The organism is Microbacterium marinilacus (genome assembly GCF_019753765.1).
GTDB lineage: Bacteria > Actinomycetota > Actinomycetes > Actinomycetales > Microbacteriaceae > Microbacterium > Microbacterium marinilacus.
Window position 1 is genome coordinate 418,309 of the sequence record NZ_JAIJZW010000001.1, and the last position, 23,468, is coordinate 441,776.

Genomic DNA, 23,468 nt, shown 5'->3' on the forward strand with positions numbered 1-23,468 from the left:
GCCCCGCCGCACGCTACGTTCGTCCATGGAGCGGCACGAGCCGCCCGGAAGGAGCGCCCGCACCCATGGCCCTGTTCGACCTGCCCCTCGACCAGCTGCGCGAGTACCGCGCCGACGTGGCCGAGCCCTCCGACTTCGACGCGTTCTGGGCGGACACGATCGCGCAGACCCGTGCGGCGGCATGGGAGCCGCGCGTCGAGCGCACCGACACGGGGCTCAGCCTGGTCGAGACGAGCGACGTCGTCTTCTCGGGCTTCGCGGGCGACGAGATCCGGGCCTGGTGGCACGTCCCCTCGGGCACGGCGCCGCGAGCCGTGGTGGTCGAGTTCCTCGGCTACAGCGGCGGTCGGGGCCTGCCCCACGAGGTCGGCGCCTGGCCGCTGGCCGGCTACGCGCACCTGTACGTCGACACCCGCGGCCAGGGCTGGCATCACAGCCGCCCCGGAGCGACGGCCGACCCGCACGGCTCCGGACCGTCCGCGCCGGGGAAGATGACGCAGGGGATCGACGACCCGGCGTCGTATTACTACCGGCGGGTGTTCGCCGACGCGTTCCGCGCGATCGAGACGGCTCGGGAGCTCGGGGCCGCGCTCGCCCCGGACGTCCCGCTGTACGTCACCGGGGCCAGCCAGGGAGGCGGCATCGCGATCGCGGCGACCGCCCTCGCCACCTCGGCCGGCGTGCCGGTGGCCGGGGTGATGCCCGACGTGCCGTTCCTCTGCGCGTTCCCGCGCGCGACGACGATCACCGATGCCATGCCGTATCGCGAGATCGCCAACCATCTCGCGACCCATCGCGGCCTGCAGGAGCGGGTGTACCGCACGCTGAGCTACGTCGACGGCGTGAACTTCGCGCGACGCATCACCGTGCCGGCTCTGTTCTCGGTCGCCCTGATGGACGTGATCTGCCCGCCGTCGACCGTGTTCTCGGCCTACAACTCATGGGGCGGCGAGGACCGCGCGATCGAGGTCTACCCCTTCAACGACCATGAGGGCGGCGGCGCGTTCCAGCGTCGCGCCCAGCTCGACTGGCTGGCCGCACGGATCTGAACCGCGCGGCCGGCCGGCCGGATGCTCAGGCGCGCGCCGTGACCACGAGGTCGCGCACGGTCACCTCGACGGAGGAGCCGACCGCCAGCACGAACTCCCCGGCCTCGAGGCGCCATCCGTCGTCCCAATGGGCGAGGTCGCGGCCGGCGACGACGATCCTCGCCGTCGCGCTCTCACCGGGCTCCGCTCGGACCGTCGCGAAGCCGACGAGCCACGACGCGGGACGATCGACCACGGAGGCCTCTCGTCGCGCGTAGACCTGGAGCACGTGCTTCCCGGCGCGATCACCGGTGTTGGTCACCGTGACCTCAAGGGCGACCTCGCCGTCCAGCGCGACGGACGCATCGCTCAGCCGTGCGTCCTCGACCTGCCAGGTGGTGTAGCCGAGCCCCGAGCCGAAGGCGTAAGCGGGCCGCGAGCCGGCGCGCTGCCAGGCGCGGTACCCGATGTGCACGCCCTCGTCGTACCGCACGCGTCCGCCGACGACGTCCGCGTGGAGGATCGGGACGTCGGCCTCCGAGACCGGCCAGGTGGTCGGCAGACGCCCGCCGGGCTCGGCGTGGCCGACGAGGACGTCCGCGAGGGCACTGCCGAACTCTTGGCCGCCGAACCATCCCACGAGGACGGCGGCGACGTCGTCGCGCCAGGGCATCAGCACCGGCGCCCCCGCATTGACCACGACGACGGTGCGCGGGTTCGCCGCGGTGACCGCCGCCACGAGGTCGTCCTGACGGCCGGGCAGCGCCAGCGACTCGCGGTCGAAGCCCTCCGACTCGACCTTCGCGCCCGTGCCGACCACGACCACGGCGACGTCGGCGGCGGCGGCCGCGTCGACGGCCTCGGCGATCAGGGCGTCGGCGTCGACGCCCGCGGGCTCCCAGCCGATGTCGAGGCCCATGGCGCCGTCCAGGTCTCCCGTCCCGGGGGCATGCCGGGCGAGGGTGACGCGCACGTCGATCGGGCGACCTGCGACGACGTCGACCTCCACCGTGGAGCTCGGCGGCTGCAGCAGCGCGGCGCCGAGGTCGTCGCCCTCCGCGGACACGTCCGCCTCGTGCACCAGCGCGCCGTCCAGGTGCACGCGGCCGAGACCGACCGAGCCGAAGCCGATCCGCACCGCGCCCGTCTCCACAGGGGTATAGACGGTGTGCAGCTCGATCGACGCGGTTCGCGCCACCGGCGCCTCCCCGCCGAACCAGACGAGCGACGTCGCCCGGCGATCCTCGTGGTGGATCTCCGTGCCGGCCGCGTCGAACAGGCGCACGCGCGCCCCGGGCTCGCCGGTCGCGGGATTGCGGATCTGCGCGAGTGGGAACTCCGCGACACCGCTCTGCGCCAGCGCGCCCACCCGGTAGTCCACCTCCGCGTCCGGCAGCGCGCGGCGCAGCCCGTCGAGGGGGGTCGTGACCGACTCGGGCAGCACGGTGGCGCTGCCGCCGCCCTGCGTGCGCGCACGCACGGCGTTGTCGCCGATCACCGCGACGCGTGCGAGCGGCGCCGCCAGGGGCAGGACGCCGTCGTTGCGCAGCAGCACCATGCCCTCGGCGGCTGCCTCGCGGGCGAAGCCGACGCCGTCCTCGCGCCACGTCGGCGCGACGGAGACCGGCTCGAAGCCCTCCAGGGCGCCGACGCGCGCGGCGAGCCCGAGGATGCGCGTGACCTTGCGGTCGATCGCCGACTCGGCGACGCGACCCTCCCGGACGGCGGCGGCCAGGGCGTCGCCCCAGACACCGGGTGCGGGCATCTCGAGGTCTTGGTCCGCTGCGGCCGAGGCCTCCACCGACCGCACGGCCGTCCAGTCGCTGACCACGACGCCGTCGAAGCCCCACTCCGTGTTGAGCGGCGCGTGCAGGAGCGGGCTCTCGGTGGCGGTGGAGCCGTTGATCGAGTTGTACGCGCTCATCAGCGCCCACGCGCGAGCGTTCCGCACGGCGTCCTCGAACGCGCGCAGATACAGCTCGCGGAGCGGGCGCTCGTCGACGCGGACGTCGGCCGTGAAGCGCTCGCGCTCGAAGTCGTTGGCGACGTAGTGCTTGGGGGTCGCGGCGACGCCGTTCTGCTGGACGCCCCGGACATACGCCGCGGCGAGGTGGGCGGTCAGCAGAGGGTCCTCGCTGAACGCCTCGAAGTGGCGCCCGTTCGTCGGCGTGCGGTGCAGGTTGATGGTCGGGCCGAGGACGACGTCGACGCCCTTGCGCCGGGCCTCTGCAGCGGCGGCCGCGCCGTAGCGCCACGCGACGTCGAGGTCCCATGTCGCGGACAGCGCGGTCGCCGACGGCAGGTTGAGGGAGGGGGATCGTTCGTCCCATACGGGGCCGCGCACCCCGCTCGGGCCGTCGGACAGCGTCATCGCCCGCAGGCCGATGTGCTCGATCGGCCAGGTCGTCCAGAAGTCGCGCCCGGTGACCAGGCGGACCTTCTCGTCGAGCGAGAGACGGCCGACGAGCTCGCCGAGGCGTGCGGCGTCGATCGGGGCGACCGCGCGTGCGGCGACGGCGGCGGGGATGGAATCGGCGGGTCGGGTCATGGTGGGTCCTCGTCTCCTAGCGGGCCGCGGGAGCGGCCAGCTCGTCGTCTTCCTCGTCGTCGTCCCGCAGAGCCGGATCGTCGTCGGTGGCCTTCGGCAGGCGCGCGATCCAGAGCAGGCCGATCGCGAAGGCCACCGCGCTGGTGGCGGCCATGACGTAGAAGATGATGGACGCGCCCGCGTCGATCAGCCCCGGCGTGTACAGCGCCACGATCGCCGCGACGATGCGCGTGAAGGCGATGGTGATGCCCTGGGCGGTCGCGCGATGGGCCGTGGGGAAGAGCTCCTGCGACCACACCTTGTACATCGGCTCGCCCGCGACGGCCCCCGCAATCGCATACAGGACCCCGAAGACGACGAGGGTCGCGAGCGACACGCCCGCGAGCGCCGGGACGAGGAAGGCCACGAGGCTCACCACCGCCATGACGGCGAACCACCGGAGCCTGTTGCGCCCGTCCACGACCCTCATCATGAAGAAGACCGCGACGAGGCTGACGAACACGGTCACGAGGCTCACCGCGGACGACGTGGACACGGAGACGCCCGCGACGTTGACGTACAGGTAGGCGCCGAACTGTCCGTTGATGTTCGCGGCGATGTTGACCAGCGAGTAGAAGAGCGCCGTCGCCGCGAGCGCGGCGAGGTAGCGCGGCGTGAGCAGGGCCCGGAAGGCGCCCGCGCCGCGCGAGCCGGGCTCGATGACGGCCAGCGTCTGGCTCTGCTGCCAGGCCTGCGACTCCGGCAGGCGCAGGCGCAGCACCAGCACGATCGCCGCGACGACCAAGAGGTGCCCGTAGAGGATGCGGGCGCCGACGGTGCCGAGGTCGCCGAACGCCGTGCCGAGGCCCAGGACCGCCACGATCCCGACCATCCACAGGAGGTGCGAGAACGAGACGAGCTTGCCGCGGTTGGAGTCGCGCGCGACCTCGGCGATCATCGCCAGCGACACGGGCAGGTCGGCGCCGGCGGCGAAGCCCAGCAGGACGATGCCCGGGTACAGCCACTCCGTGCCCTGGGCGCCCACCAGCAGGCCCGCGCCCACGATGAACAGCGACAGCGTCAGCACGAAGATGCGCCGACGGCCGAAGCGGTCGCCGAGGTTTCCGCCGACGACCGCGCCGATGGCGATCGAGAACGTCAGCAGCGCCGACAGCTGCCCGTACTGGTCCGGGGAGAACCCGAAGGCCTCTTTGTAGATCACCAGGGCCGTGCCGGTCGTGACGATGGCGCCGGCGTCGAGGTACGACACCATGCCGGCGAGGAAGGCGACCCACCAGGCGTGGCGGGCCGTGCGAGGGCTGGGGGACATCGGGTTCTCCTTCGAACGGGAAAGCGGCGGCGCGTCAGGCGCCGAAGCGATGGGTGCCGGACCCGACCTCGACGGGGTCGGACCCCGGCAGGTCGATCACGGCGGTGGTGTTGGGCGGCACGGTGACGGTCGCGCGCAGAGCGCTCAGCTCGCCGGCAGCGGGCTCGATCGCCTCCCACTCGACTCGGAACGTGCCGTGCACGGAGTCGTAGCGCGCCGAGGCGGCCGAGGTGAGGCCCGCGCGGGGCCGTACGAGCACCCGGCGGTAACCGGGGGCGAGCGGCGCGATGCCGCCGACGTCGCGGTGCAGCCAGTCGGCGACCGCTCCGAGCGCGTAGTGGTTGAAGGACGTCATGTCGCCGGGGTTGATCGTCCCGTCGGGCAGCATCGAGTCCCAGCGCTCCCAGACGGTCGTCGCGCCCATGGACACGGGGTACAGCCAGCTCGGCGCCTCATCGGTCTGCAGCATGCGCTGTGCGGTGGCGCGGTGGCCCGACAGCGTCAGGGCGTCGCAGACGATCGGGGTCCCGACGAACCCGGTGCCGATGCGGTGCGCACCCCGCTCGACGATCGCCGCCAGCCGGTGTCCGGCCGCCGGCACCAGCCCGTCCGGCAGCAGGCCGAAGACGATCGCGAGGGCGTAGGCGGTCTGGCTGTCGGAGGTCATCCGTCCCTCGCCGTCGACGTACCGGTCGAGGAACGCGTCGCGCACGCGGGCGGCCAGCTCACCGTATGCCGACGCGTCCTCCGAGCGTCCCAGGAGCACCGCGGCCTCGGCGACGAGCGAGGCCGAGTGGAAGAGGTAGGCCGTGGCGACGAGGTGAGGATCGGTCTGCGCCTCGAAGGGGCGGTCCGGCGGGGCGGACGGATCGAGCCAGTCGCCGAGCTGCATGCCCTCCTCCCAGAGGCCGTCGGGGGCCTGCTCGTGCACCACATCGACCCACGCGCGCATGCTCTCGTACTGGCGCTCCACGGTGGCGTCGTCGGCGAACTGCTGCCACATCGACCACGGGACGATGGTCGCCGCATCGCCCCAGGCGGCGATCGGCGTCGGAGGGAAGAGGTCCTGATCGATCAGCGGCACGTACAGCGGCCCGACGCCGCCGATGCGGGCCTGGTCGGCGGCGAGGTCCTCGAGCCACGAGGACAGGAACGCGTTCGTGTCGAAGAGGTAGCCGGCCGTGGGGGCGAAGACCTGGATGTCGCCGGTCCAGCCGAGCCGCTCGTCGCGTTGCGGGCAGTCCGTCGGGATCGACACGAAGTTGCCCCGCGCGCCCCACACGACGTTCTCGTGCAGCCGGTCGAGGGCGGGCACGCCGGTGGCGAGCCAGCCCGTCCGCTGCAGATCCGTGTGGAGGACCTCGGCGACGGCGTCGACGGAATCCGCGTCGAGGCCCGTGATCTGCGCGTAGCGGAAGCCGTGGAACGTGAAACGCGGAGCCCACTCCTCGCCGTCCGGGTCGCCCCGCAGGACGTACCGGTCGGTCGCGGCGGCGAAGCGCAGCGGTCGGACGCCCAGACGCCCGTCCTCGAGCACCTCCGCATGACGGATCGCGACCTCGGTGCCGGCCGCACCGCGAAGGCGCAGTCGCAGCCGGCCGACGAGGTTCTGTCCGAAGTCGAGGATCGGCGCACCCGACGCGTCGGGGATCACCGCTTCCACCGTGCGGGTCTCGGTGACCCGCACGGGAGGCAGCCCGGCCGGCCGCAGGCGGGAGGGATCTGCCCCGACCACGACCGCCCGGCTCGCCGCCGGAAGGGCCGCGCCCGGCTGCAGGCCGTCGTCCGCGAGCCGTGCGTCGTAGCGCTCGCCCTGGTAGATGCTGGCGAACCGGGTGGGGCCGGCGATCGTCGCGTCCCAGCGGTCGTCGGTGACGAGGGTCTCGTGCCTGCCGTCCGCGTACTCGAGGCGCAGCTGCGCGCTCAGGGCGCGTCTGCCGTGCCATGTGCGGCGGAAGTCGCCGTCGAAGCCGAAGTGCTCGGCGTGCCAGCCCGGCCCGACCTGCGCTCCGAGCACGTGCTCGCCGGCGCCCAGGCGGTCCGTCACGTCGACGGTGCGGAAAAGCAGGCGGTCCGCGTACGAGGTCCAGCCCGGGGCGAGCTGGTCGTCGACGACGACGTGCCCGTCGATCAGCATCTCGACGATGCCGTGCGCCGTGTACGAGAGCAGGGCGCGGACGATCGGCGACGGGACGGCGAACTCGCGTCGGAAGCGGCTCACGCGGCGGTCGGCGTCCTCCTCCAGGAGGTCGGCGCGCACGTCGGGCCCGCTCGCGCCACGGGCGACGGAGACGTCCGCGTCTTCGCCGTCCGAGAGGTCGTCGGCGGCGGCGATGAAGGGGGCGTGCCAGTCGGCCCCGGACAGCGGGCCGGTCTCGACGGACAGCCACCCGCTCGGACCGATGCGCTCGCCGTCCTGCCCGGTGACCGTCACACGCAGCTGCGCCGCGTCGTAGGCGCCGAGCGGCGAGAAGGGCCATGCCACCAGCGCGCTGCGCCCGTCCGGCAGCTCGGCGTGCTCGATGCGGCCGTCGGGGCGCCGCAGCTCGAGCGACGCGGAGGCCTGCAGCCACCCGGGGGCGGTCGTCTCGACGGTCCAGGTGACGCGCGGCGCGGCGTCGGCGACATGACGCGGGGCGCCGCGACCGCCCACGCGCAGCGTGGCGATCCGTGGGTGTGCAAGCGACATCTGCGTCCTCCAGCGGTGAGAGCCGGCGGCTCCGCCGGCGATGGTGCGGCGCCGACGCTAGCACGAAAACAGAGTAGCTGCACTGTTTTCGTGGAACGTTTCATTTCCTCCGCCGGGACGGCTCCGCGATACGGTCGACCTCATGTCCACCGCGGTGCGAGGCAGGTATGCCAAGGGAGAGGAGCGGCGACGCCGCATCCTCGAGGCGGGCGTCCGCGTCTTCGCGTCGCACGGCTACCGGGCCGGCTCGATCCAGCGGATCGCGGACGAGGTCGGCATCAGCATGAGCGGTCTGCTGCACCACTTCGACTCCAAGGCGGCGCTGCTCGCGGCGATCCTCGAGAGGCGCGACGACCTGTCGCGCGACTTCCTCGACGCCGAGACGCGGAAGGGCGTCGAGCTGCTCCGGGGTCTCGTCGAGCTGACCGCGTACAACCAGACGGTGCCGGGCCTGGTCGAGCTGCACTGCACCCTGTCCGCCGAGGCGACGGGCGCGGATCACCCTGCGCACGCCTACTTCGTCGACCGCTACGCGTCGGTCCTGGGGATGCTCGAGACCGCCTTCCGAGACGCGGGCGCCGCCGGCGAGCTCGCCGCCGAAGCCGCCGAGCCGGCGGAGGCCGCCCGCGATGTGACGGCGCTCATGGACGGGCTGCAGGTGCAGTGGCTGCTGTCCGGCGGAGCGTTCGACATGGCCGCGCGCGTGCGTGCGCACCTGCAGCGTCAGGTCGTCGTCCCGCTCTGAGGTCGTGCGGGGGGCGGTGTTGCGGAGTCGCGAGTCATATGAAACGATTCATTCCACACCCGAGGAGGAGTCGACGATGAGCCAGCGCGTGTGCTTCACCCTGCGCGTGAAGCCCGAATCGCTCGACGGGTACCTCGAGCGCCACGATCCGATCTGGCCCGAGATGCTGGAGGAGATCGCCGCCTCGGGCCGACGCGGGTACTCGATCTTCCACCTCGGCGACGGCCTGCTGGTCGGGACCTACGAGACCGACGACGACGCGGCCTCTCAGGCCTACCTCGCCCGCTCGGAGGTCGCCGCCCGCTGGGAGGCGTCCATGGCCCCGTTCTTCATCGGCCTCGACGGCCGGCCCGACCAGGCCGCGCAGACCCATCCCGAGGTCTTCCACCTGGAGACCCAGCTCGCCGCCGCCCGCGCGGCGTCCTGATCCGCTTCGCACCGACCGCACCGACCGGGGCACGCCGCCCCGCTGTGAGAAAGGCCTCACCGTGAGCATCCTGTCAGCAGACGTCCTGTCCGCCCTCGAGAAGCAGGCGATCGAGCTGCCCTCCTGGGCGTTCGGCAACTCCGGCACCCGCTTCAAGGTGTTCGGCACGCCCGGCACCCCCCGCGATCCGTTCGAGAAGATCGCCGACGCCGCGCGCGTGAACGAGCTCACCGGGCTCGCCCCGTCGGTCGCGCTGCACATCCCGTGGGACCTCGTCGACGACTTCGGGACCCTGCGCGCTCACGCCGAGGACCTCGGCGTGAGCCTCGGAACGGTCAACTCCAACACCTTCCAGGACGACGACTACAAGTTCGGCGCCCTGACACACGAGGATCCGCAGGTGCGCCGGAAGGCGATCGACCACCACCTCGCGTGCATCGACGTGATGGACGCGACCGGCTCGCGCGACCTCAAGATCTGGCTCGCCGAGGGATCCAACTACCCCGGCCAGGCCGACCTGCGCGGCCGCCAGGACCGCCTCCACGAGTCGCTCGCGAAGATCTACGAGCGTCTGTCGGGCGAGCAGCGCCTCGTCCTCGAGTACAAGTTCTTCGAGCCGGCTTTCTACCACACGGACGTCCCGGACTGGGGCACCTCCTACGCCCAGGTGAGCGCCCTCGGCGACCGCGCGATGGTCTGCCTCGACACCGGCCACCACGCGCCCGGCACGAACATCGAGTTCATCGTGATGCAGCTGCTGCGCCTCGGGAAGCTCGGCTCGTTCGACTTCAACTCGCGCTTCTACGCCGACGACGACCTGATCGTGGGAGCCGCCGACCCGTTCCAGCTCTTCCGGATCGTCTTCGAGGTGATCCGCGGGGGCGGCCTGAACAACCCCGACGTGGCGTTCATGCTCGACCAGTGCCACAACGTCGAGGACAAGATCCTCGGCCAGATCCGCTCGGTGCTCAACGTGCAGGAGATGACCGCCCGCGCGCTGCTGGTCGACGCCGACGCGCTGCGCGCCGCCCAGACCTCGGGCGACGTCCTCGCCGCCAACGCCGTGTTCATGGACGCCTTCTACACCGACGTCCGCCCCGCCCTCGCCGAGTGGCGCGAGGGACGCGGCCTGCCCGCCGATCCGATGCGGGCCCAGCTCGAGTCGGGCTACCAGGCGCGGATCGCGTCGGAGCGCGTCGGCGGCACGCAGGCAGGATGGGGTGCCTGACCCGATGAGCAGCCAGACGACGCAGAGGCGCACTCTCAGCGCCTGGAAGGCGACGATCGCCGTCGCCATGTCCAACTACATCGAGGCGGGCGCCATCATCGCCCTCGCCACCAGCCTGACGCTGTGGCAGGAGGCCTTCGGCTTCGACAGCGGCATCGTCGGCGTGATCGCCGCGCTGTCGGCCAACGCCTTCGGCTCGGCCATCGGCGCCGCGATCGGCGGCCCGCTGTGCGACCGCTACGGGCGCAAGTTCATCTACACGTACGACCTCATCGTGTTCATGGTCGGCGCGCTGCTCGTGACCTTCTCCGGCAACGTCGGCGTGCTCCTGGCGGGCGTGATCCTGATGGGCATCGCGGTCGGCGCCGGCGTGCCCGCCGCGTGGACGTACATCGCCGAGGAGGCGCCGACGGAGCACCGTGCGGCGCACGTCGGCACCGCGCAGCTCGCGTGGTCGGTCGGTCCCGCGGTGGGCTTCCTGCTGGCCGTGCTGGTCGAGCCGTTGGGGCTCGTCGGATCGCGCCTGATCTTCGCCCACCTCTTCGTCATCGCCGCCATCACCTGGTGGGTGCGGCGCGGGCTGCCCGAGTCCCGTCGCTGGAAGGAGGACCGCGAGGCCGCGGCCGCCACGGGCGCGCGTCCGTCGTTCTTCTCCGGGATCGTCGGGCTGCTCAAGGAGCCGAAGAACTGGACGGCGCTGCTGTTCCTCCTCGGCGTCTACGGCCTGTGGAACACGGTGGCCGGGCAGGCGGGCATCTTCCAGCCGCGCGTGTACGAAGCCGCGGGTCTCACCGACGCGACCGAGCAGAACCTGCTGCAGGTGCTGCTGTGGTCCTTGACCGCGCTCGCGACCTACTTCGGCTTCATGCGATACGGCGACCGCGTCAGCCGTCGCTGGCTGTACTTCGGCGGAGCGCTGCTGGGAGTCATCGCCTGGGTCGTCATGATCTACGGCCCGGCCGGCCTCGGCACGGCCCTGTTCTTCGCGATCGCGTGGGGCATCTCGGCGGGTGTCGGCGCGCAGGCGTTCTACGGGCTCTGGACGGCCGAGCTGTTCGCCACGCGCTACCGCGCGAGCGCCCAGGGCATGCTGTTCATGCTGGCGCGCGTCATGGTGGGCCTGCTCAGCCTGGTCTTCCCGATCCTGCTCGACAGCACCGGCCTCGCGGTGCTCGGGCTGATCATCCTCGGCCTTCTGGTCGCCGCCATGCTCATCGGCACCATCTGGGCGCCGAAGACCGAGGGGCGCACCCTCGAGGAGATCGAGCACGAGCGATACGGGGGCCGGGTGCCGCCCGCGACCGAGGTGCCCGCGAACCTCTGATCCGCGGACCCTCACCCGCGGGATCGGACGGGGCCGGCGCGCGTGCGCCGGCCCCGTCCGCCGTTCGTCCGCGGACGACGCGAGCGGCCTGCACGGCGCGGACCGACCCGGCTCTCCTCCCGAGCGGTCGCCGTCAGCTCACGACGACGAGCTCCTCGAAGCGGATGCGGGCGGCGGCGTAGGCCTCGTGCGTGCGGGGGTCGGGTCGGAACTCGGCCTCGATGGACGACGACGTGCCGCGCAGCGACGCGAACGTGTCGATCCGCCCGGTCGCGACACCGGCGAGCATCGCCGCGCCTTGCGCGGCGCCGTGTCCGCTCGCCGGCCGGAACACGGGGATCCCGAGGACATCGGCCTTGATCTGCAACCAGGCGTCGGAGGATGCGCCGCCTCCGGTGCTGATGAGGCGATCGATCGTGAAGCCGGCTGTGCGCATGGCGTCCACGTCTCGGGCGAGGGCGAGCGCGTTGCCCTCCATCGCCGCCAGCATGAGGTCGGTGCCGTCGGTCGACAGGTCGATGCCGGCGAGGACGCCGCGGGCCGAGGCGTTCCATGTCGGCGTGCGCTCTCCGGCGAGACTCGGGACCATGGTCACGCGACCGGGGCGGGGGCGGGCGAGGATGCGGTCGGCCGCGCGGAGGTCGTGGGCGGGGTCGAGGCCGTTGACCCAGTCGATCGTGGCGCCGGCGGTGACCTGAGCCGTGATGAGCAGGTCGACGTCGGGCACGCAGTGGCGGGAATGGATGAAGCCGGGCACCGTCGCACCGCGCGGCACGGCGAGCATTGTCACGCTGGAGAACCCGGTCATGTCGACGAGCGGGTCCCCCGGGGCGAGCAGTCCGGCCTCGAGCGCCGAGCCGATCGCGTCGATGCCTCCCGCGACGACCGGCGTCCCGACGGGGAGCCCGGTCTCCGCGGACGCCGCGCGGGTCACCGCGCCGACGACGTCGCCGGGTCGCACCAGCGTCGGCAGCAGCGACAGCGCGGGGACCGCGTCGCGCAGCGCCGCCGGGAAGTCCGCCGACTCCTCGTCGAAGCCCTGCATGAGGGACGCGGTCGTGTCGTCGAGAACCGACGCCCCGGACAGACGCCGCACGAGGAAGCCGTTGGCGGACAGCACCGCATCGGCCCGGTCGAGCGACTCCGCGCGATGCTCGGCCAGCCACAGCAGCTTCGCCGTGCCGAAGAAGGGGTCGGCGCCGTTCCGGGAGCCCGGCACGATCGCGGCGATCCCGGCGGCCTCGTCCGCGGCACGGCGATCGAGCCAGGTGAGCGCCGGCCCCGTCGGCTGCCCGGCGGCGTCGACGGGGACGAGCGTCGGCGCCTGCGAGGTCACGGCGACCGCGAGCACGTCGAGACCGGGCACGACGGCCGCGAGCGCGGTGCCCAGCGCCTGCCACCAGAGGGTCGCGTCCTGCTCGGCGCCGGCGCCGTCGGTCTTCGTCGGATACGCCACCGAGCGGTCGGCGATGCGGTGCCCTTCGAGATCGATCGCGACGACCTTGACCGAGCTCGTGCCCGCGTCGATGCCCAGGAGCGCTGTTCTCACGGCTGCGCCGCTCGGGCGCCGTCGGTGAGCGGGCTCATCGCCGGCTCGCCGCGCAGGAAGCGACGCAGCTCCTCGGCGACGCCGCGCGCCGCGCGGACCGCGGTCTCCTGGCTGGCACCCGCGATGTGCGGGGTGACGACCACGTCGCGGCCGTCCTTCGCGAGGCGGAACAGGGCGTGGCCGAAGTCGACCGGCTCCTCCGGATAGACGTCGAAGGCGGCGCCGCCGAGTCGGCCGGCCTCGATCGAGGCGGCGACGGCGTCGTAGTCGACCAGCCCGCCGCGGGCGGCGTTGACGAGGAGGGCGCCCGGCTTCATGAGCGCGAGCGTATCGGTATTCACCATGCGGGCGGTCTCGGGCGTCAGGCGGGCGTGCACCGACAAGAGGTCGCTGCGGCGGAAGACCTCGTCGGCGGTCGCCACCTGCTCGATGCTCGCATCCAGGCGCCCGGCGGGGAGATACGGATCGAACACCAGCACGTGCGCGCCCATCGCCGCGAAGGTCTTCGCGACGTGGGAGCCGACGGCGCCCGCCCCGAGCAGGCCGATCACGGAGCCCGCGACCTCGCGGCCGACGGCGTCCGAGCGATAGAGGTCGCCGCGCCAGGTCGCCGCCATCATGCTCGCCTGGGCCAGCGGGATGCGGCGCATCAGGGCGAGCGACAGGCCGATCGTCATCTCGGCGGTGGCGACGCCGTTGCGTCCCGGCACGTTCGCGACCTGGATGCCGCGCCGACGCGCCGCCTCGACGTTGACGTTGGTGGGCCCGCCGCGCGAGACGCCGATGAACCGCAGCTCGGGCACGGCATCCATCACCCGTTCGGTGAGCGGCGCGAGCTGGGTGACGATCGCGGTCGAGCCCCGCAGGGCGTCGATGAGCTCGTCCTCCGTGCCCGAGGCCTCGTCCACCTCGGCCACCCGTCCGAACGGGACGTCGGGCCAGCCGAACTCGGTCTCGACGACCTCGATGCCCTCGGGCAGGGCCTGCTCGAGCTCTGCCCGGAAGAGAGAGGCGCGGATGAAGCGGTCGCCCGCGGCGAGCACTCGGATCATGATGGTGCAGGTCCTTTTCCGTCGCGGCGGGTGCCGCGGCATTCATGGGGGACGACGGGGTGGCCACCCGCTCGTGCGGATGGCCACCGCAGCGTCAGCCGCCGTAGATCTCGTCGTAGTAGTCCTGTGCGTTGGAGCTGTCGATGACCTCGATCGGCATGTACTGGTCCTTCTCCACGTCCTCGCCTGCGAGCAGGTCGACCGTGATGTCGACCAGGGCGCGGCCGTGGGCCTTGCCGCCGCCGAGGCTGATCGACGTCTTCTGCGGGTCGCCGTTGATGATGTTCTGGATCTCGTTCTCGGTCGCGTCGATGCCGAACAGGCCGAACGAGTCGAAGTCGGTGATGCCCGCGGACTTCACGCCCTCGTTGCCGCCGACGGCGCCGCCGCCGCCGATCGTGGCGATGACCTTGAGGTCGGGGTTGGCCTGCAGGAAGTTCTCCGCGTTCGCGACGCCGTCCTCGGCGGTCAGCGCCGGGGCCGTCGCGACGAGCTCGGCGTTGGGCGCGAGCTCGGCGATGGCCTCCTTGATGCCGTTCGCCCGGTCGATGATCTCGGGGAAGCGGGGCAGGTCCATCAGCGCCCACTGCACGGTCTCGTCAGCGTCGAAGTTGTCGTTGATCCAGGTGGCGGCCGCCTCCCCGTTCGCGTAGCCGGTGTTGTAGGCGTCGACCAGGTACTGGGCGTCGTAGTTCTCGAGCACCTGCGTGTAGCCGACGACCTTGATGCCGGCGTCCTGCGCCTTCTTGGTGACGTTGACGAGGGCGTTGGCGTCGACCGCGCAGATGATGATCGTCGAGACGCCCTGCTGGATGAAGTTCTCGATCTGGGTCACCTGCGCGGCGGCGTCGTTGCGGGCGTCGACGTACGTGACGCTGAGGCCCTCGTCCGCGCCGTACGACTCCGCCTCCTGCACGAGCTCGGCCCACACGGGGTTGCTCAGGTCGGAGAACGTGATGCCGACGCTCCGGTCGCCTTCCGTCGAGACGGCGTCGCCGCCGCCCGGACCGGTGGGGGAGACGGCGCTGCAGCCGGAGAGCAGCAGCGCAGCGACGACGCCGGCGGCCGCGGCGATCTTGCCGAGCTTGTTCATGGTGGTTCCTTACTGTGTCGGGTGCGGTCGCCCGTCCTTGGTGCGACCGCCGGAGGGATGTCAGGAGGTGGGGGCGGGCACGGTCGGCACGGTGATCGGCACGCCGCCGATCTGCTTGCGCCGCCCGGAGGAGCTCTTCGACATCGCGTCGTAGATCACGGCGATGAGGAGGATGGCGCCCTTGATGAGGAGCTGCACGTACTCGCTCACGTTGATCAGCACGAGCCCGTTGTCGAGGACGCCGACGATGAGGACGCCGATGAACGCGCCGAACAGACGACCTCGCCCGCCCATCACGCTGATGCCGCCGAGCACGCACGCGGTCAGCACGCTGAACTCGAACCCGGCGCCGGTGGCGGACTGGGCCGAGTTGAGCCGAGAGAGGAGCAGGATCGCGCCGATCGCCGTGAAGAAGCCGCACAGCGCGTAGACGAGGATCAGGGTGCGCCGGGTGTTCACGCCCGAGAGCCGCGCCGCCTCGACGTTGTTGCCGATCGCGTAGAAGTAGCGACCGATGTACGTCTTGTTGAGGATGAAGAGGCCGACGCCCCAGACCGCGATGAGGAAGAACAGCGAGATGGGGATGATGCCGAACACCGCGCCCTGGCCGAGCAGCGAGAACTCCGCCGGGAACCCGAAGATCGGCAGCCCCTTGGAGATCAGATAGCTCAGTCCGTTGAGCATCATCATCATCGACAGGGTCACGATGAGGGGCGCGACGCCGGTGAGGGTGATGATGAGGCCGTTGACGACACCGATCAGCGTGCCCAGCGCGAGGGCGGCGAGACATGCCACGTACCAGGGGAGGCCGACCTGGGCCATGAGCGTCCCGGTGACGACCACGTTGAGGGAGATCTGGTAGCCGACCGACAGATCGATGCCACCGGTGATCAGCACGAACGAGAAGCCGACCGCGACGATGCCGAGCGTCGCCACCTGGCGCGCGATGTTGAAGATGTTGCTCGGATCCAGGAAGTTCGGGGTCAGCAGGCTGAACGCGATGATGAGGACGACGAGCACCAGGACGATGCCGATGTCCTTGATCCTGGGCAGTGCGATTTTCATTCGGGCTCTCCTTGCGCGGCCAGGGCCATGACGGTCTCCTGGGTGATCTCGGTCTTGCGGAGGATCCCCTCCTGGTTGCCTTCTCGGAGCACGACGACGCGGTCGGACATGCCGATCAGCTCCTCCATGTCGGACGAGATCATCAGGATCGTCTTGCCCGCCGCCGCGAGCCGGTTCATGATCAGGTAGATCTCGGCCCGGGCTCCGACGTCGATGCCGCGGGTCGGCTCGTCGAAGATCAGCACCTCGGGGTCGGTCGCGAGCCACTTCGCGAGCACGACCTTCTGCTGGTTGCCGCCGCTGAGGTTGCCGACGATCTCGGCGCCGCTCGGCGCTTTGATGCGCAGGTCGGCCATGTACGCGGCGGTGAGGTCGCGCTCGGCCTTCGGCGAGACGACGGTGCCGCGCGACAGCCTCTTCTTCAGCAGCGGCAGCGTGATGTTCTCCGCGATGCTGAAGGGAAGCACCAGGCCGTGGCGCTTGCGGTCCTCCGGCACCAGCGCGATGCGGTTGCCGATCGCCTGGATCGGCGAGCGCGAGACGACCGAGCGTCCATGCAGCGTCACCTCGCCCGCCTCGATGCGCTTCGCGCCGAACAGCAGCTCCATGAGCTCGGTGCGCCCTGCGCCGATGAGCCCCGCGAAGCCGAGGATCTCTCCCGCCCTCGCCTCGAAGCGGATGCCGCGCACGCCGTTGCCGGAGACGCCGTCGACGCGCAGCGTGACCTCGCCCGGCTCGAAGTCCCTCGTGGGGTACCCCTCGGTCAGCTCGCGGCCGACCATGAGGCCGATGAGCTCGCGCCGGGTGGTCTCGGAGGTCTGCTTCGTGGCGATGTGACGGCCGTCGCGCAGGACGGACACCCGGTCGGAGAGTCGGAAGATCTCCTCCATGCGGTGCGAGATGTAGACGATCGTCATCCCTTCGGCGCGCAGGGCGTCGACCACCTTGTACATGGCCTCGACCTCGGCGGCGGTGAGCGGGGCCGAGGGCTCGTCCATGATGAGCAGCCGCGCGTTGCGCGACAGGGCCTTCGCGATCTCGACGATCTGCTGATAGCCGGTGGTGAGGTCGCCGACGAGCTCGCGCGGGTCGATGGTCACGCCGAGGCGGGCGAACAGCTGCTCCGCCTTCGCATACATGCGCTTGCGGTCGAGCACCGGACCGCGCAGCAGATAGTGCCCGAGGAAGACGTTCTCCGCCGCGTTGAGGGTGGGCACGAGCGTGAACTCCTGGTAGATCACGGCGATGCCGAGGTCCTGCGCGAGCGCGGGGGTGAGCCTGTCGTGGGACTCGCCGTCGACGACGATCGAGCCGGCGCTGGGCTCGACGGCCCCGGCGAGCACCTTGATGAGCGTCGACTTGCCTGCGCCGTTCTCGCCGACGATGGCGTGGACCTCGCCGGCGCGGAGGTCGAGCGAGACCCCGCCGAGCGCGGTGACGCCGGGATAGAGCTTCGTGATGTCCGACAGCGTGACGTCGATCGGCGAGCTCTCGGGGAGAGCGTCTTCCCTGACGCTCATCGGGTGACCACGGTGTGGGTCGGATTCGGGCTCCGCGCGGCCATATGAACACTCCTTCGTGCCGATTGGTTCGGATCAAGAATGTTCGATAAAGTTAGATCGTGTCAACTGGTGTGTGAAAACAACCACGCGAGGGGGCGTCGACGTCGCGACGTCCGGATCGACGCCGCTCAGAGGAGCGTCGGAACCGCGAGCGCGTACGGCGCGAGCTCGGGAGAGCCGGCATCCAGCTCGGTCGCGAGGGCGGCGACCCTGGCGAGCGGCACGGAGGCGGCCGTGGCCGTGCCGTCGAGCTTCTCGGCGTGCACCCCGATCACGATGTGCGCCGACGAGCGCGCGAAGGCCCGCTTGAGCTCGGCCTCCTCCAGGGTGTCCTCGTAGCAGGCGCGGTCGTCGACGGCCGCGGCGGAGGCGAAGAAGCTGGTGAACCGCATGCTCTCCAGGAACGCCGTGGCCACGGGGCCGACGAGTGAATCCGATCGGCGGTCGGCCGCCCCGCCCGTGAGGATCGCCGTCACTCCCGGCCTGTCCTGCAGTACCTGGAAGGTGGAGAGGCCGTTCGTCACCACCGTGAGGTCGTCGGTCCCCACGATCTCCTGCGCGAGCCGGTTCATCGTGGTCGAGGAGTCCATGGCGATGACGCCGCTCGCCGGCACGAGCGGCAGCAGCTTCGCCGCGATCAGCGACTTCTCCTCCGCGTGCGAACGCTCTCGGCCGTGGAAGCTCACTGGTCCGCTGTACACGGCGCCGCCCCGCACCCGGCGGGCGATCCCGCGCTCCTCCATCGCGGTGAAGTCGCGGCGCACGGTCATCTCGCTGACGCCGAGCGACTGCGCGGCATCCGTGAGAGAGATCGCCTTCGACTCCTTGAGGCGCGCAAGAAGCCAGTTCCACCGCTCTTCCGCCGCCAGGGACTTCACACGGTCAGTATACGAAGATCGCCATATCTCACACGATCTCACATCGGTGGGTCTCGCGCTCTGGATAGATTTCCTCTCATGGGTCTCACGGGCAACCTCGACGCTCAGCGTCGTCGCGAAGAGCTGGTCGAACTCGCGGGCGCGCCCGAGGGCGTCATGATCGAGGCGGCCGCCGAGCGGTTCGGCGTCTCGAGCATGACCATCCGCCGCGACCTGCTCGAGCTCGAGGCCGAGGGTCTCATCCGTCGCGTGCGGGGCGGGGCCACCGCGTCGCCGCGCGCCCGTCCCTTCGACGCCCGTCGCGCGATCCGCGCCTCCGCTAAGCGCGCGATCGCGGAGAAGGCCCTGCGCCTCGTCCCGCACTCCGGCACGATCGCGCTGGACGCGTCGACCACGATCAGCATGCTCGCCTCGATGATCGGCCCTCGAGGCGGGCTCGCCGTCTACACGAACTCCGTCGAGACGTTCCAGATCCTGCACCGGGTGGACGGGGTCAGCGCCGTGCTCTCCGGGGGATCGGCCGAGCCGACCACCGGCAGCTTCGTCGGCCCGATCGCCCGGCGCAGCCTGGGCTCGATCTACTTCGACGTCTTCTTCGCCTCGGCGGACGGGCTGGACGCCGAGGATGGCACCTCCGAGGTGTCGCCGGAGGAGGCCGAGCCGAAGCTCGCGATGGCGGCGAACGCCACCACGGTCGTCCTGTGCGCGGACTCGAGCAAGCTCGGCCGCAGGTCCGTGGCGCGGGCGCTGGAGTCGGCCGACTACTCCGTCCTGATCACCGAGCTCGATCCGGACGACGAGGCGCTCGCCCCGTTCCGCAGGTCGGGCCGGCAGATCCTCTGATGCCTCTTCCACTTCTTGTCGACTAATGTTAGATTTCACATAAAATCACATCACGGCATCCGGCCGTCTGTGCTGCGTCACGTCAGGGAGACTCCATGACCAACCCCACCGCCGCCGCCCTCATCTCGCGCAGCAACCGCCTCGGGGCCGACCCGAGGAACACGAACTACGCCGGCGGCAACACGTCCGCGAAGGGCACCGACATCGACCCCGTCACGGGCGAGCCGGTCGAGCTGCTGTGGGTCAAGGGCTCGGGCGGCGACCTCGGCACGCTGACCGAGAAGGGGCTGGCAGCGCTCCGCCTCGACCGGATGCGCGCGCTCGTCGACGTCTACCCGGGCATCGACCGCGAGGACGAGATGGTCGCCGCATTCGACTACACGCTCCACGGCAAGGGCGGCGCCGCGCCCTCCATCGACACGGCCATGCACGGCCTCGTCGACGCCGCGCACGTCGACCACCTGCACCCCGACAGCGGCATCGCGATCGCGACCGCGGCCGACGGCGAAGAGCTGACCCGCAAGATCTTCGGCGACAAGGTCGTCTGGGTGCCCTGGCGCCGCCCGGGCTTCCAGCTCGGCCTCGACATCGCCGAGATCAAGCGGGCGAACCCGCAGGCCGTGGGCACGATCCTCGGCGGCCACGGCATCACCGCCTGGGGCGAGACCAGCGAGGAGTCCGAGCGCAACTCGCTGTGGATCATCGAGACCGCCCAGCGCTACATCGACGAGAACGGCGCCGCTCAGCCGTTCGGGGCGGTGCGCGCCGGCTACGAGGCGCTGCCCGAGGCCGAGCGCCGGTCGCGGGCCGCCGCGCTCGCCGCGACCATCCGCGGCATCGCCTCGCACGACAGGCCGATGGCCGGCCACTTCACCGACAGCGACGTGGTGCTCGACTTCCTCGCCTCCGAGAAGGCGCCCGCGCTTGCCGAGCTCGGCACGAGCTGCCCCGACCACTTCCTGCGCACCAAGGTGAAGCCGCTGATCCTCGACCTGCCCGCCACGGCGTCGGCCGACGAGCAGATCGCACGTCTCACGGAGCTGCACGAGCAGTACCGCGCCGACTACACGGCGTACTACGAGCGCTACGCGACCGACGACAGCCCCGCGATCCGCGGCGCCGACCCGCTGATCGTCCTCGTTCCCGGCGTCGGCATGTTCTCGTACGGCGCCAACAAGCAGACCGCCCGCGTCGCGGGGGAGTTCTACGTCAACGCGATCAACGTGATGCGCGGCGCGGAGGCGCTGTCGACCTACACGCCGATCGCCGAGTCGGAGAAGTTCCGCATCGAGTACTGGGCCCTCGAAGAGGCCAAGCTGCAGCGGATGCCGAAGCCCAAGACCCACCAGGGGCGCATCGCGTTCGTCACGGGCGCCGCCAGCGGCATCGGCAAGGCCATCGCGACGCGCCTGGCCGCCGAGGGCGCCTGCGTCGTGGTCGCCGACCTCGACCTCGAGAAGGCCCAGGCCGCCGCCGCCGAGCTCGGCGGCACCGACGTCGCGATCGGCGTCGCCGCCAACGTCGCCGACGCCGACGGCGTGCAGGCAGCGATCGACGCGACCCTGCTCGCCTTCGGCGGCATCGACCTCGTCGTGAACAACGCGGGCCTGTCGCTGTCGAAGCCGCTGCTGGAGACGACCGAGAAGGACTGGGACCTGCAGCACGACGTCATGGCCAAGGGGTCCTTCCTCGTCTCGAAGGCCGCCGCGCGTGCGCTGATCCAGCAGGGGCTGGGCGGCGACATCGTCTACATCTCGTCCAAGAACAGCGTGTTCGCCGGCCCGAACAACATCGCCTACTCGGCGACGAAGGCCGACCAGGCCCACCAGGTGCGTCTGCTCGCGGTCGAGCTCGGCGAGCACGGCGTGCGCGTCAACGGCATCAACCCCGACGGCGTCGTGCGCGGCTCCGGCATCTTCGCCTCCGGGTGGGGCGCCAACCGCGCCGCGACCTACGGGATCAAGGAGGAGGAGCTCGGCCAGTTCTACGCGAACCGCACGATCCTCAAGCGCGAGGTCGTGCCCGAGAACGTCGCCGACGCGGTGTACGTGCTGACCGGCCCGGAGCTCAGCCGCACCACCGGTCTGCACATCCCCGTCGACTCCGGCGTCGCACAGGCGTTCCTGCGATGAGCCGCCGGCGGCCGGCGTCCGGCGGGCGCGCAACGCAGGATGCCGTGGGTCCCGTGACGGCGTGCCGCGGGGGTTCGGCGGGTCCGCTCCTGCGTCGTGCGCGGAGGAGCGGATGAGCGGCGTCGGCTCCGTCGCCGCCGTCGACCTCGGGGCGACCAGCGGTCGGGTCATCGTCGGCAGGTTCGACGGCGGCCGGATCGGGATGGAGACCGTCGGTCGCTTCGCGAACACGCCCGTCCGCACGCCGGACGGCCTGCACTGGGACCTGCTGGGCCTGTACCGCGGGGCTCTCGACGGGCTGCGGACGGCGTTCCGTGCCGAGCCGCGTCTGGCCTCGATCGGGGTGGACTCCTGGGCCGTCGACTACGCGCTCACGCGGGGCGACCGCATGCTCGGCGTGCCCTACCACTACCGGGACGAGCGCACCGCGGCCGGCGTCGAACGGGTGCACGCGGAGGCGCCGTTCGCCGAGCTGTACCGGCGCAACGGCCTGCAGTTCCTGCCGTTCAACACGCTCTACCAGCTCGCGGCCGAGGGCGACGCGCTGGGGCTCGCGGACGGGATGCTGCTGATCCCCGACCTCGTCGGCTGGCTGCTCACCGGGCAGCGTGTCGCCGAGCGCACGAACGCCTCCACGACCGGGCTGCTCGACGTGCGCACCCGAGAGTGGGACGTGGACCTCGCCGGGCGGATCGGCGTGAGCGCGTCGATCCTGCCTCCGCTGGTTGACCCGGGCGCGGAGGTCGGCGAGCTGCTGCCGCACGTTCTGCAGGAGCTCGGTGCGCAGGACACCGGCGGCCGAACGCCCGTGGTGGCGGTGGGCTCGCACGACACCGCGTCCGCGGTGGTCGCCGTGCCCATGCGCGCCGACCGCGCCGCCTACATCTCCTGCGGCACGTGGGGCCTCGTCGGCGTCGAGACCGAGAGGCCGGTGCTCACCGACGCCGCGCGGGAGGCGAACTTCACGAACGAGGGCGGCGTCGACGGCCGGGTGCGGTTCCTGCACAACGTCATGGGGCTGTGGCTGCTGAGCGAGTCGGTGCGCGCCTGGGAGAGCGAGTCGGGCGACAGCATCGACCTGCCGGACCTGCTCGCGCAGGCGGCGGCGGTCGAAGGGCCGGTCGGCGTCTTCGACGCCAACGACCCGGTGTTCATGCCGCCCGGCGGCATGCCCGAACGGATCGCCGCATGGCTGCGCGAGCGGGGCCAGCCGGTCCCGGCGTCGCGGGCGGAGTTCGCCCGATCGATCGTCGAGAGCCTCGCGGAGGCGTTCGCCCGCGCGGTGGCGACGGCGTCGGAGCTGTCCGGCGTGCCGGTCGAGACGATCCACGTCGTGGGCGGCGGAGCGCTCAACGAGCTGCTCTGCCAGCGGCTGGCCGATCGTTCCGGGCTCGAGGTGCTGGCCGGCCCCGTCGAGGCGACGGCGATCGGCAACCTCCTCGTGCAGGCGCGCGCGGCGGGCCTCGTCACCGGCGACCTCGACGCGCTGCGCGCGGCCGTCGCGGCGGCGTTCGAGCCGCGTCGACACGTTCCGCGCCGGTGAGCCCGGCGGTGGCGGTGGTCGGGATCGCCGCGGGCCGCGGATAGCGTGGAGGGATGGCTCTCTCGGCACGCGACGCGGTGGCGCGTCTGAACGACACCCGCAGCGTCGCGCACGGCGTCGCCTGGACCGCGGTGAACGCCGCGATCCTGCTCATCGATCCGCGGCGGCTCGGCGGGCGCGGGCGCCTGCTGTACCGCCTGGCGAACGGCGTGCTCGCCGCGTGGACGGCGTGGGCGGCGATGCGCACCGACCTGCGTGCGGAGGTGCCCGCCGTCGCATCGGCGGGCTACGCCGCCGGGGCGGCCGGGGTGCTGATGGCCGCCGCCGAGATGACCGAGAGCGTGGACGCCCGGCTCCATGACGGCCTCGCCCGCCGCGGGGTGCGGCGCCCGCGCGTGCTGATGGCGGCCGGCGGCGCCGCGCTCGCCGCGGTGGCGTGATGGACGGGCCGGC

General features: G+C 71.7%; 18 protein-coding genes. 9 read left to right on the forward strand and 9 right to left on the reverse strand.

Going from position 1 to position 23,468, the window contains the following annotated elements; translation table 11 throughout:
- Positions 1-65: 65 nt before the first annotated feature.
- Positions 66-1,049, forward strand: a complete 984-nt coding sequence (locus tag K5S26_RS01900; RefSeq protein WP_221855452.1) for an acetylxylan esterase — start codon at positions 66-68, stop codon at positions 1,047-1,049.
- A 25-nt stretch (positions 1,050-1,074) separates the two neighbouring features.
- Here the strand turns inward: K5S26_RS01900 and K5S26_RS01905 are convergent, their stop codons facing one another.
- Genes K5S26_RS01905 through K5S26_RS01915 form a run of 3 tightly spaced genes read right to left on the reverse strand, consistent with a single transcriptional unit; the run spans position 1,075 to position 7,574 of the window.
- Positions 1,075-3,576 (reverse strand): beta-glucosidase family protein, encoded by a 2,502-nt coding sequence (locus K5S26_RS01905; protein ID WP_221855454.1) that lies wholly within the window; start codon positions 3,574-3,576, stop codon positions 1,075-1,077.
- 16 nt (positions 3,577-3,592) lie between these two features.
- Complete coding sequence (locus K5S26_RS01910; RefSeq protein WP_221855456.1) at positions 3,593-4,885, reverse strand: MFS transporter; 1,293 nt, start codon at positions 4,883-4,885, stop codon at positions 3,593-3,595.
- A gap of 34 nt (positions 4,886-4,919) precedes the next feature.
- Complete coding sequence (locus tag K5S26_RS01915; protein WP_221855458.1) at positions 4,920-7,574, reverse strand: alpha-L-rhamnosidase; 2,655 nt, start codon at positions 7,572-7,574, stop codon at positions 4,920-4,922.
- Positions 7,575-7,716: 142 nt separating this feature from the next.
- Here K5S26_RS01915 and K5S26_RS01920 point away from each other — a divergent pair, with 142 nt between their 5' ends.
- The 4 genes from K5S26_RS01920 (at position 7,717) to K5S26_RS01935 (ending at position 11,298) form a co-directional block, all read left to right on the forward strand.
- Positions 7,717-8,319 (forward strand): TetR/AcrR family transcriptional regulator, encoded by a 603-nt coding sequence (locus K5S26_RS01920; RefSeq protein ID WP_221855460.1) that lies wholly within the window; start codon positions 7,717-7,719, stop codon positions 8,317-8,319.
- A gap of 76 nt (positions 8,320-8,395) precedes the next feature.
- Positions 8,396-8,746: an L-rhamnose mutarotase gene (locus K5S26_RS01925; RefSeq protein ID WP_221855462.1), complete on the forward strand. Its 351-nt coding sequence runs from the start codon at positions 8,396-8,398 to the stop codon at positions 8,744-8,746.
- A gap of 61 nt (positions 8,747-8,807) precedes the next feature.
- Positions 8,808-9,974 (forward strand): L-rhamnose isomerase, encoded by a 1,167-nt coding sequence (rhaI, locus tag K5S26_RS01930; RefSeq protein ID WP_221855463.1) that lies wholly within the window; start codon positions 8,808-8,810, stop codon positions 9,972-9,974.
- A 4-nt stretch (positions 9,975-9,978) separates the two neighbouring features.
- Entirely contained in the window at positions 9,979-11,298 is a 1,320-nt protein-coding gene (locus K5S26_RS01935; RefSeq protein ID WP_221855464.1) for an MFS transporter, read from the forward strand.
- A gap of 133 nt (positions 11,299-11,431) precedes the next feature.
- Here the strand turns inward: K5S26_RS01935 and K5S26_RS01940 are convergent, their stop codons facing one another.
- The 6 genes from K5S26_RS01940 to K5S26_RS01965 all read right to left on the reverse strand — a co-directional run bounded on the left by K5S26_RS01940 (position 11,432) and on the right by K5S26_RS01965 (position 18,497).
- Positions 11,432-12,847, reverse strand: a complete 1,416-nt coding sequence (locus tag K5S26_RS01940; protein WP_221855465.1) for a xylulokinase — start codon at positions 12,845-12,847, stop codon at positions 11,432-11,434.
- Entirely contained in the window at positions 12,844-13,899 is a 1,056-nt protein-coding gene (locus K5S26_RS01945; RefSeq protein WP_221855466.1) for a 2-hydroxyacid dehydrogenase, read from the reverse strand. The genes K5S26_RS01940 and K5S26_RS01945 overlap by 4 nt, the downstream gene beginning before the upstream one ends.
- Before the next feature lie 94 nt (positions 13,900-13,993).
- The gene (locus K5S26_RS01950; RefSeq protein WP_221855467.1) at positions 13,994-14,992 is read right to left on the reverse strand and encodes a sugar ABC transporter substrate-binding protein; all 999 of its coding nucleotides are present in this window, start codon (positions 14,990-14,992) and stop codon (positions 13,994-13,996) included.
- A gap of 60 nt (positions 14,993-15,052) precedes the next feature.
- A complete protein-coding gene (locus K5S26_RS01955) occupies positions 15,053-16,057 on the reverse strand; it encodes an ABC transporter permease (RefSeq protein WP_221855468.1) in 1,005 nt (334 codons plus the stop codon).
- A complete protein-coding gene (locus tag K5S26_RS01960; RefSeq protein WP_221855469.1) occupies positions 16,054-17,577 on the reverse strand; it encodes a sugar ABC transporter ATP-binding protein in 1,524 nt (507 codons plus the stop codon). The genes K5S26_RS01955 and K5S26_RS01960 overlap by 4 nt, the downstream gene beginning before the upstream one ends.
- 170 nt (positions 17,578-17,747) lie before the next feature.
- The gene (locus K5S26_RS01965) at positions 17,748-18,497 is read right to left on the reverse strand and encodes a DeoR/GlpR family DNA-binding transcription regulator (RefSeq protein WP_221855470.1); all 750 of its coding nucleotides are present in this window, start codon (positions 18,495-18,497) and stop codon (positions 17,748-17,750) included.
- A gap of 78 nt (positions 18,498-18,575) precedes the next feature.
- Between K5S26_RS01965 and K5S26_RS01970 the strand changes: the two genes are divergently transcribed.
- The 4 genes from K5S26_RS01970 (at position 18,576) to K5S26_RS01985 (ending at position 23,455) form a co-directional block, all read left to right on the forward strand.
- Complete coding sequence (locus tag K5S26_RS01970; protein ID WP_221855471.1) at positions 18,576-19,340, forward strand: DeoR/GlpR family DNA-binding transcription regulator; 765 nt, start codon at positions 18,576-18,578, stop codon at positions 19,338-19,340.
- Between the two features lie 95 nt (positions 19,341-19,435).
- On the forward strand, positions 19,436-21,472 hold the full coding sequence (locus K5S26_RS01975; RefSeq protein ID WP_221855473.1) for a bifunctional aldolase/short-chain dehydrogenase: 2,037 nt from the start codon (positions 19,436-19,438) through the stop codon (positions 21,470-21,472).
- Between the two features lie 112 nt (positions 21,473-21,584).
- On the forward strand, positions 21,585-23,015 hold the full coding sequence (locus K5S26_RS01980; protein WP_221855475.1) for a rhamnulokinase: 1,431 nt from the start codon (positions 21,585-21,587) through the stop codon (positions 23,013-23,015).
- A 53-nt stretch (positions 23,016-23,068) separates the two neighbouring features.
- Positions 23,069-23,455, forward strand: coding sequence for a hypothetical protein (locus tag K5S26_RS01985; protein ID WP_221855477.1), 387 nt, complete (start codon positions 23,069-23,071; stop codon positions 23,453-23,455).
- The last annotated feature ends 13 nt before the right edge of the window (positions 23,456-23,468 follow it).

What these genes read in the sequence shown, in the direction of transcription:
- K5S26_RS01900 (WP_221855452.1), top strand. Translation starts at nt 66, where the DNA reads ATGGCCCTGTTCGACCTGCCCCTCGACCAGCTGCGCGAGTACCGCGCC.
- K5S26_RS01905 (WP_221855454.1), bottom strand. Translation starts at nt 3,576, where the DNA reads ATGACCCGACCCGCCGATTCCATCCCCGCCGCCGTCGCCGCACGCGCG.
- K5S26_RS01910 (WP_221855456.1), bottom strand. Translation starts at nt 4,885, where the DNA reads ATGTCCCCCAGCCCTCGCACGGCCCGCCACGCCTGGTGGGTCGCCTTC.
- K5S26_RS01915 (WP_221855458.1), bottom strand. Translation starts at nt 7,574, where the DNA reads ATGTCGCTTGCACACCCACGGATCGCCACGCTGCGCGTGGGCGGTCGC.
- K5S26_RS01920 (WP_221855460.1), top strand. Translation starts at nt 7,717, where the DNA reads ATGTCCACCGCGGTGCGAGGCAGGTATGCCAAGGGAGAGGAGCGGCGA.
- K5S26_RS01925 (WP_221855462.1), top strand. Translation starts at nt 8,396, where the DNA reads ATGAGCCAGCGCGTGTGCTTCACCCTGCGCGTGAAGCCCGAATCGCTC.
- K5S26_RS01935 (WP_221855464.1), top strand. Translation starts at nt 9,979, where the DNA reads ATGAGCAGCCAGACGACGCAGAGGCGCACTCTCAGCGCCTGGAAGGCG.
- K5S26_RS01945 (WP_221855466.1), bottom strand. Translation starts at nt 13,899, where the DNA reads ATGATCCGAGTGCTCGCCGCGGGCGACCGCTTCATCCGCGCCTCTCTC.
- K5S26_RS01950 (WP_221855467.1), bottom strand. Translation starts at nt 14,992, where the DNA reads ATGAACAAGCTCGGCAAGATCGCCGCGGCCGCCGGCGTCGTCGCTGCG.
- K5S26_RS01955 (WP_221855468.1), bottom strand. Translation starts at nt 16,057, where the DNA reads ATGAAAATCGCACTGCCCAGGATCAAGGACATCGGCATCGTCCTGGTG.
- K5S26_RS01960 (WP_221855469.1), bottom strand. Translation starts at nt 17,577, where the DNA reads ATGAGCGTCAGGGAAGACGCTCTCCCCGAGAGCTCGCCGATCGACGTC.
- K5S26_RS01970 (WP_221855471.1), top strand. Translation starts at nt 18,576, where the DNA reads ATGGGTCTCACGGGCAACCTCGACGCTCAGCGTCGTCGCGAAGAGCTG.
- K5S26_RS01975 (WP_221855473.1), top strand. Translation starts at nt 19,436, where the DNA reads ATGACCAACCCCACCGCCGCCGCCCTCATCTCGCGCAGCAACCGCCTC.
- K5S26_RS01980 (WP_221855475.1), top strand. Translation starts at nt 21,585, where the DNA reads ATGAGCGGCGTCGGCTCCGTCGCCGCCGTCGACCTCGGGGCGACCAGC.
- K5S26_RS01985 (WP_221855477.1), top strand. Translation starts at nt 23,069, where the DNA reads ATGGCTCTCTCGGCACGCGACGCGGTGGCGCGTCTGAACGACACCCGC.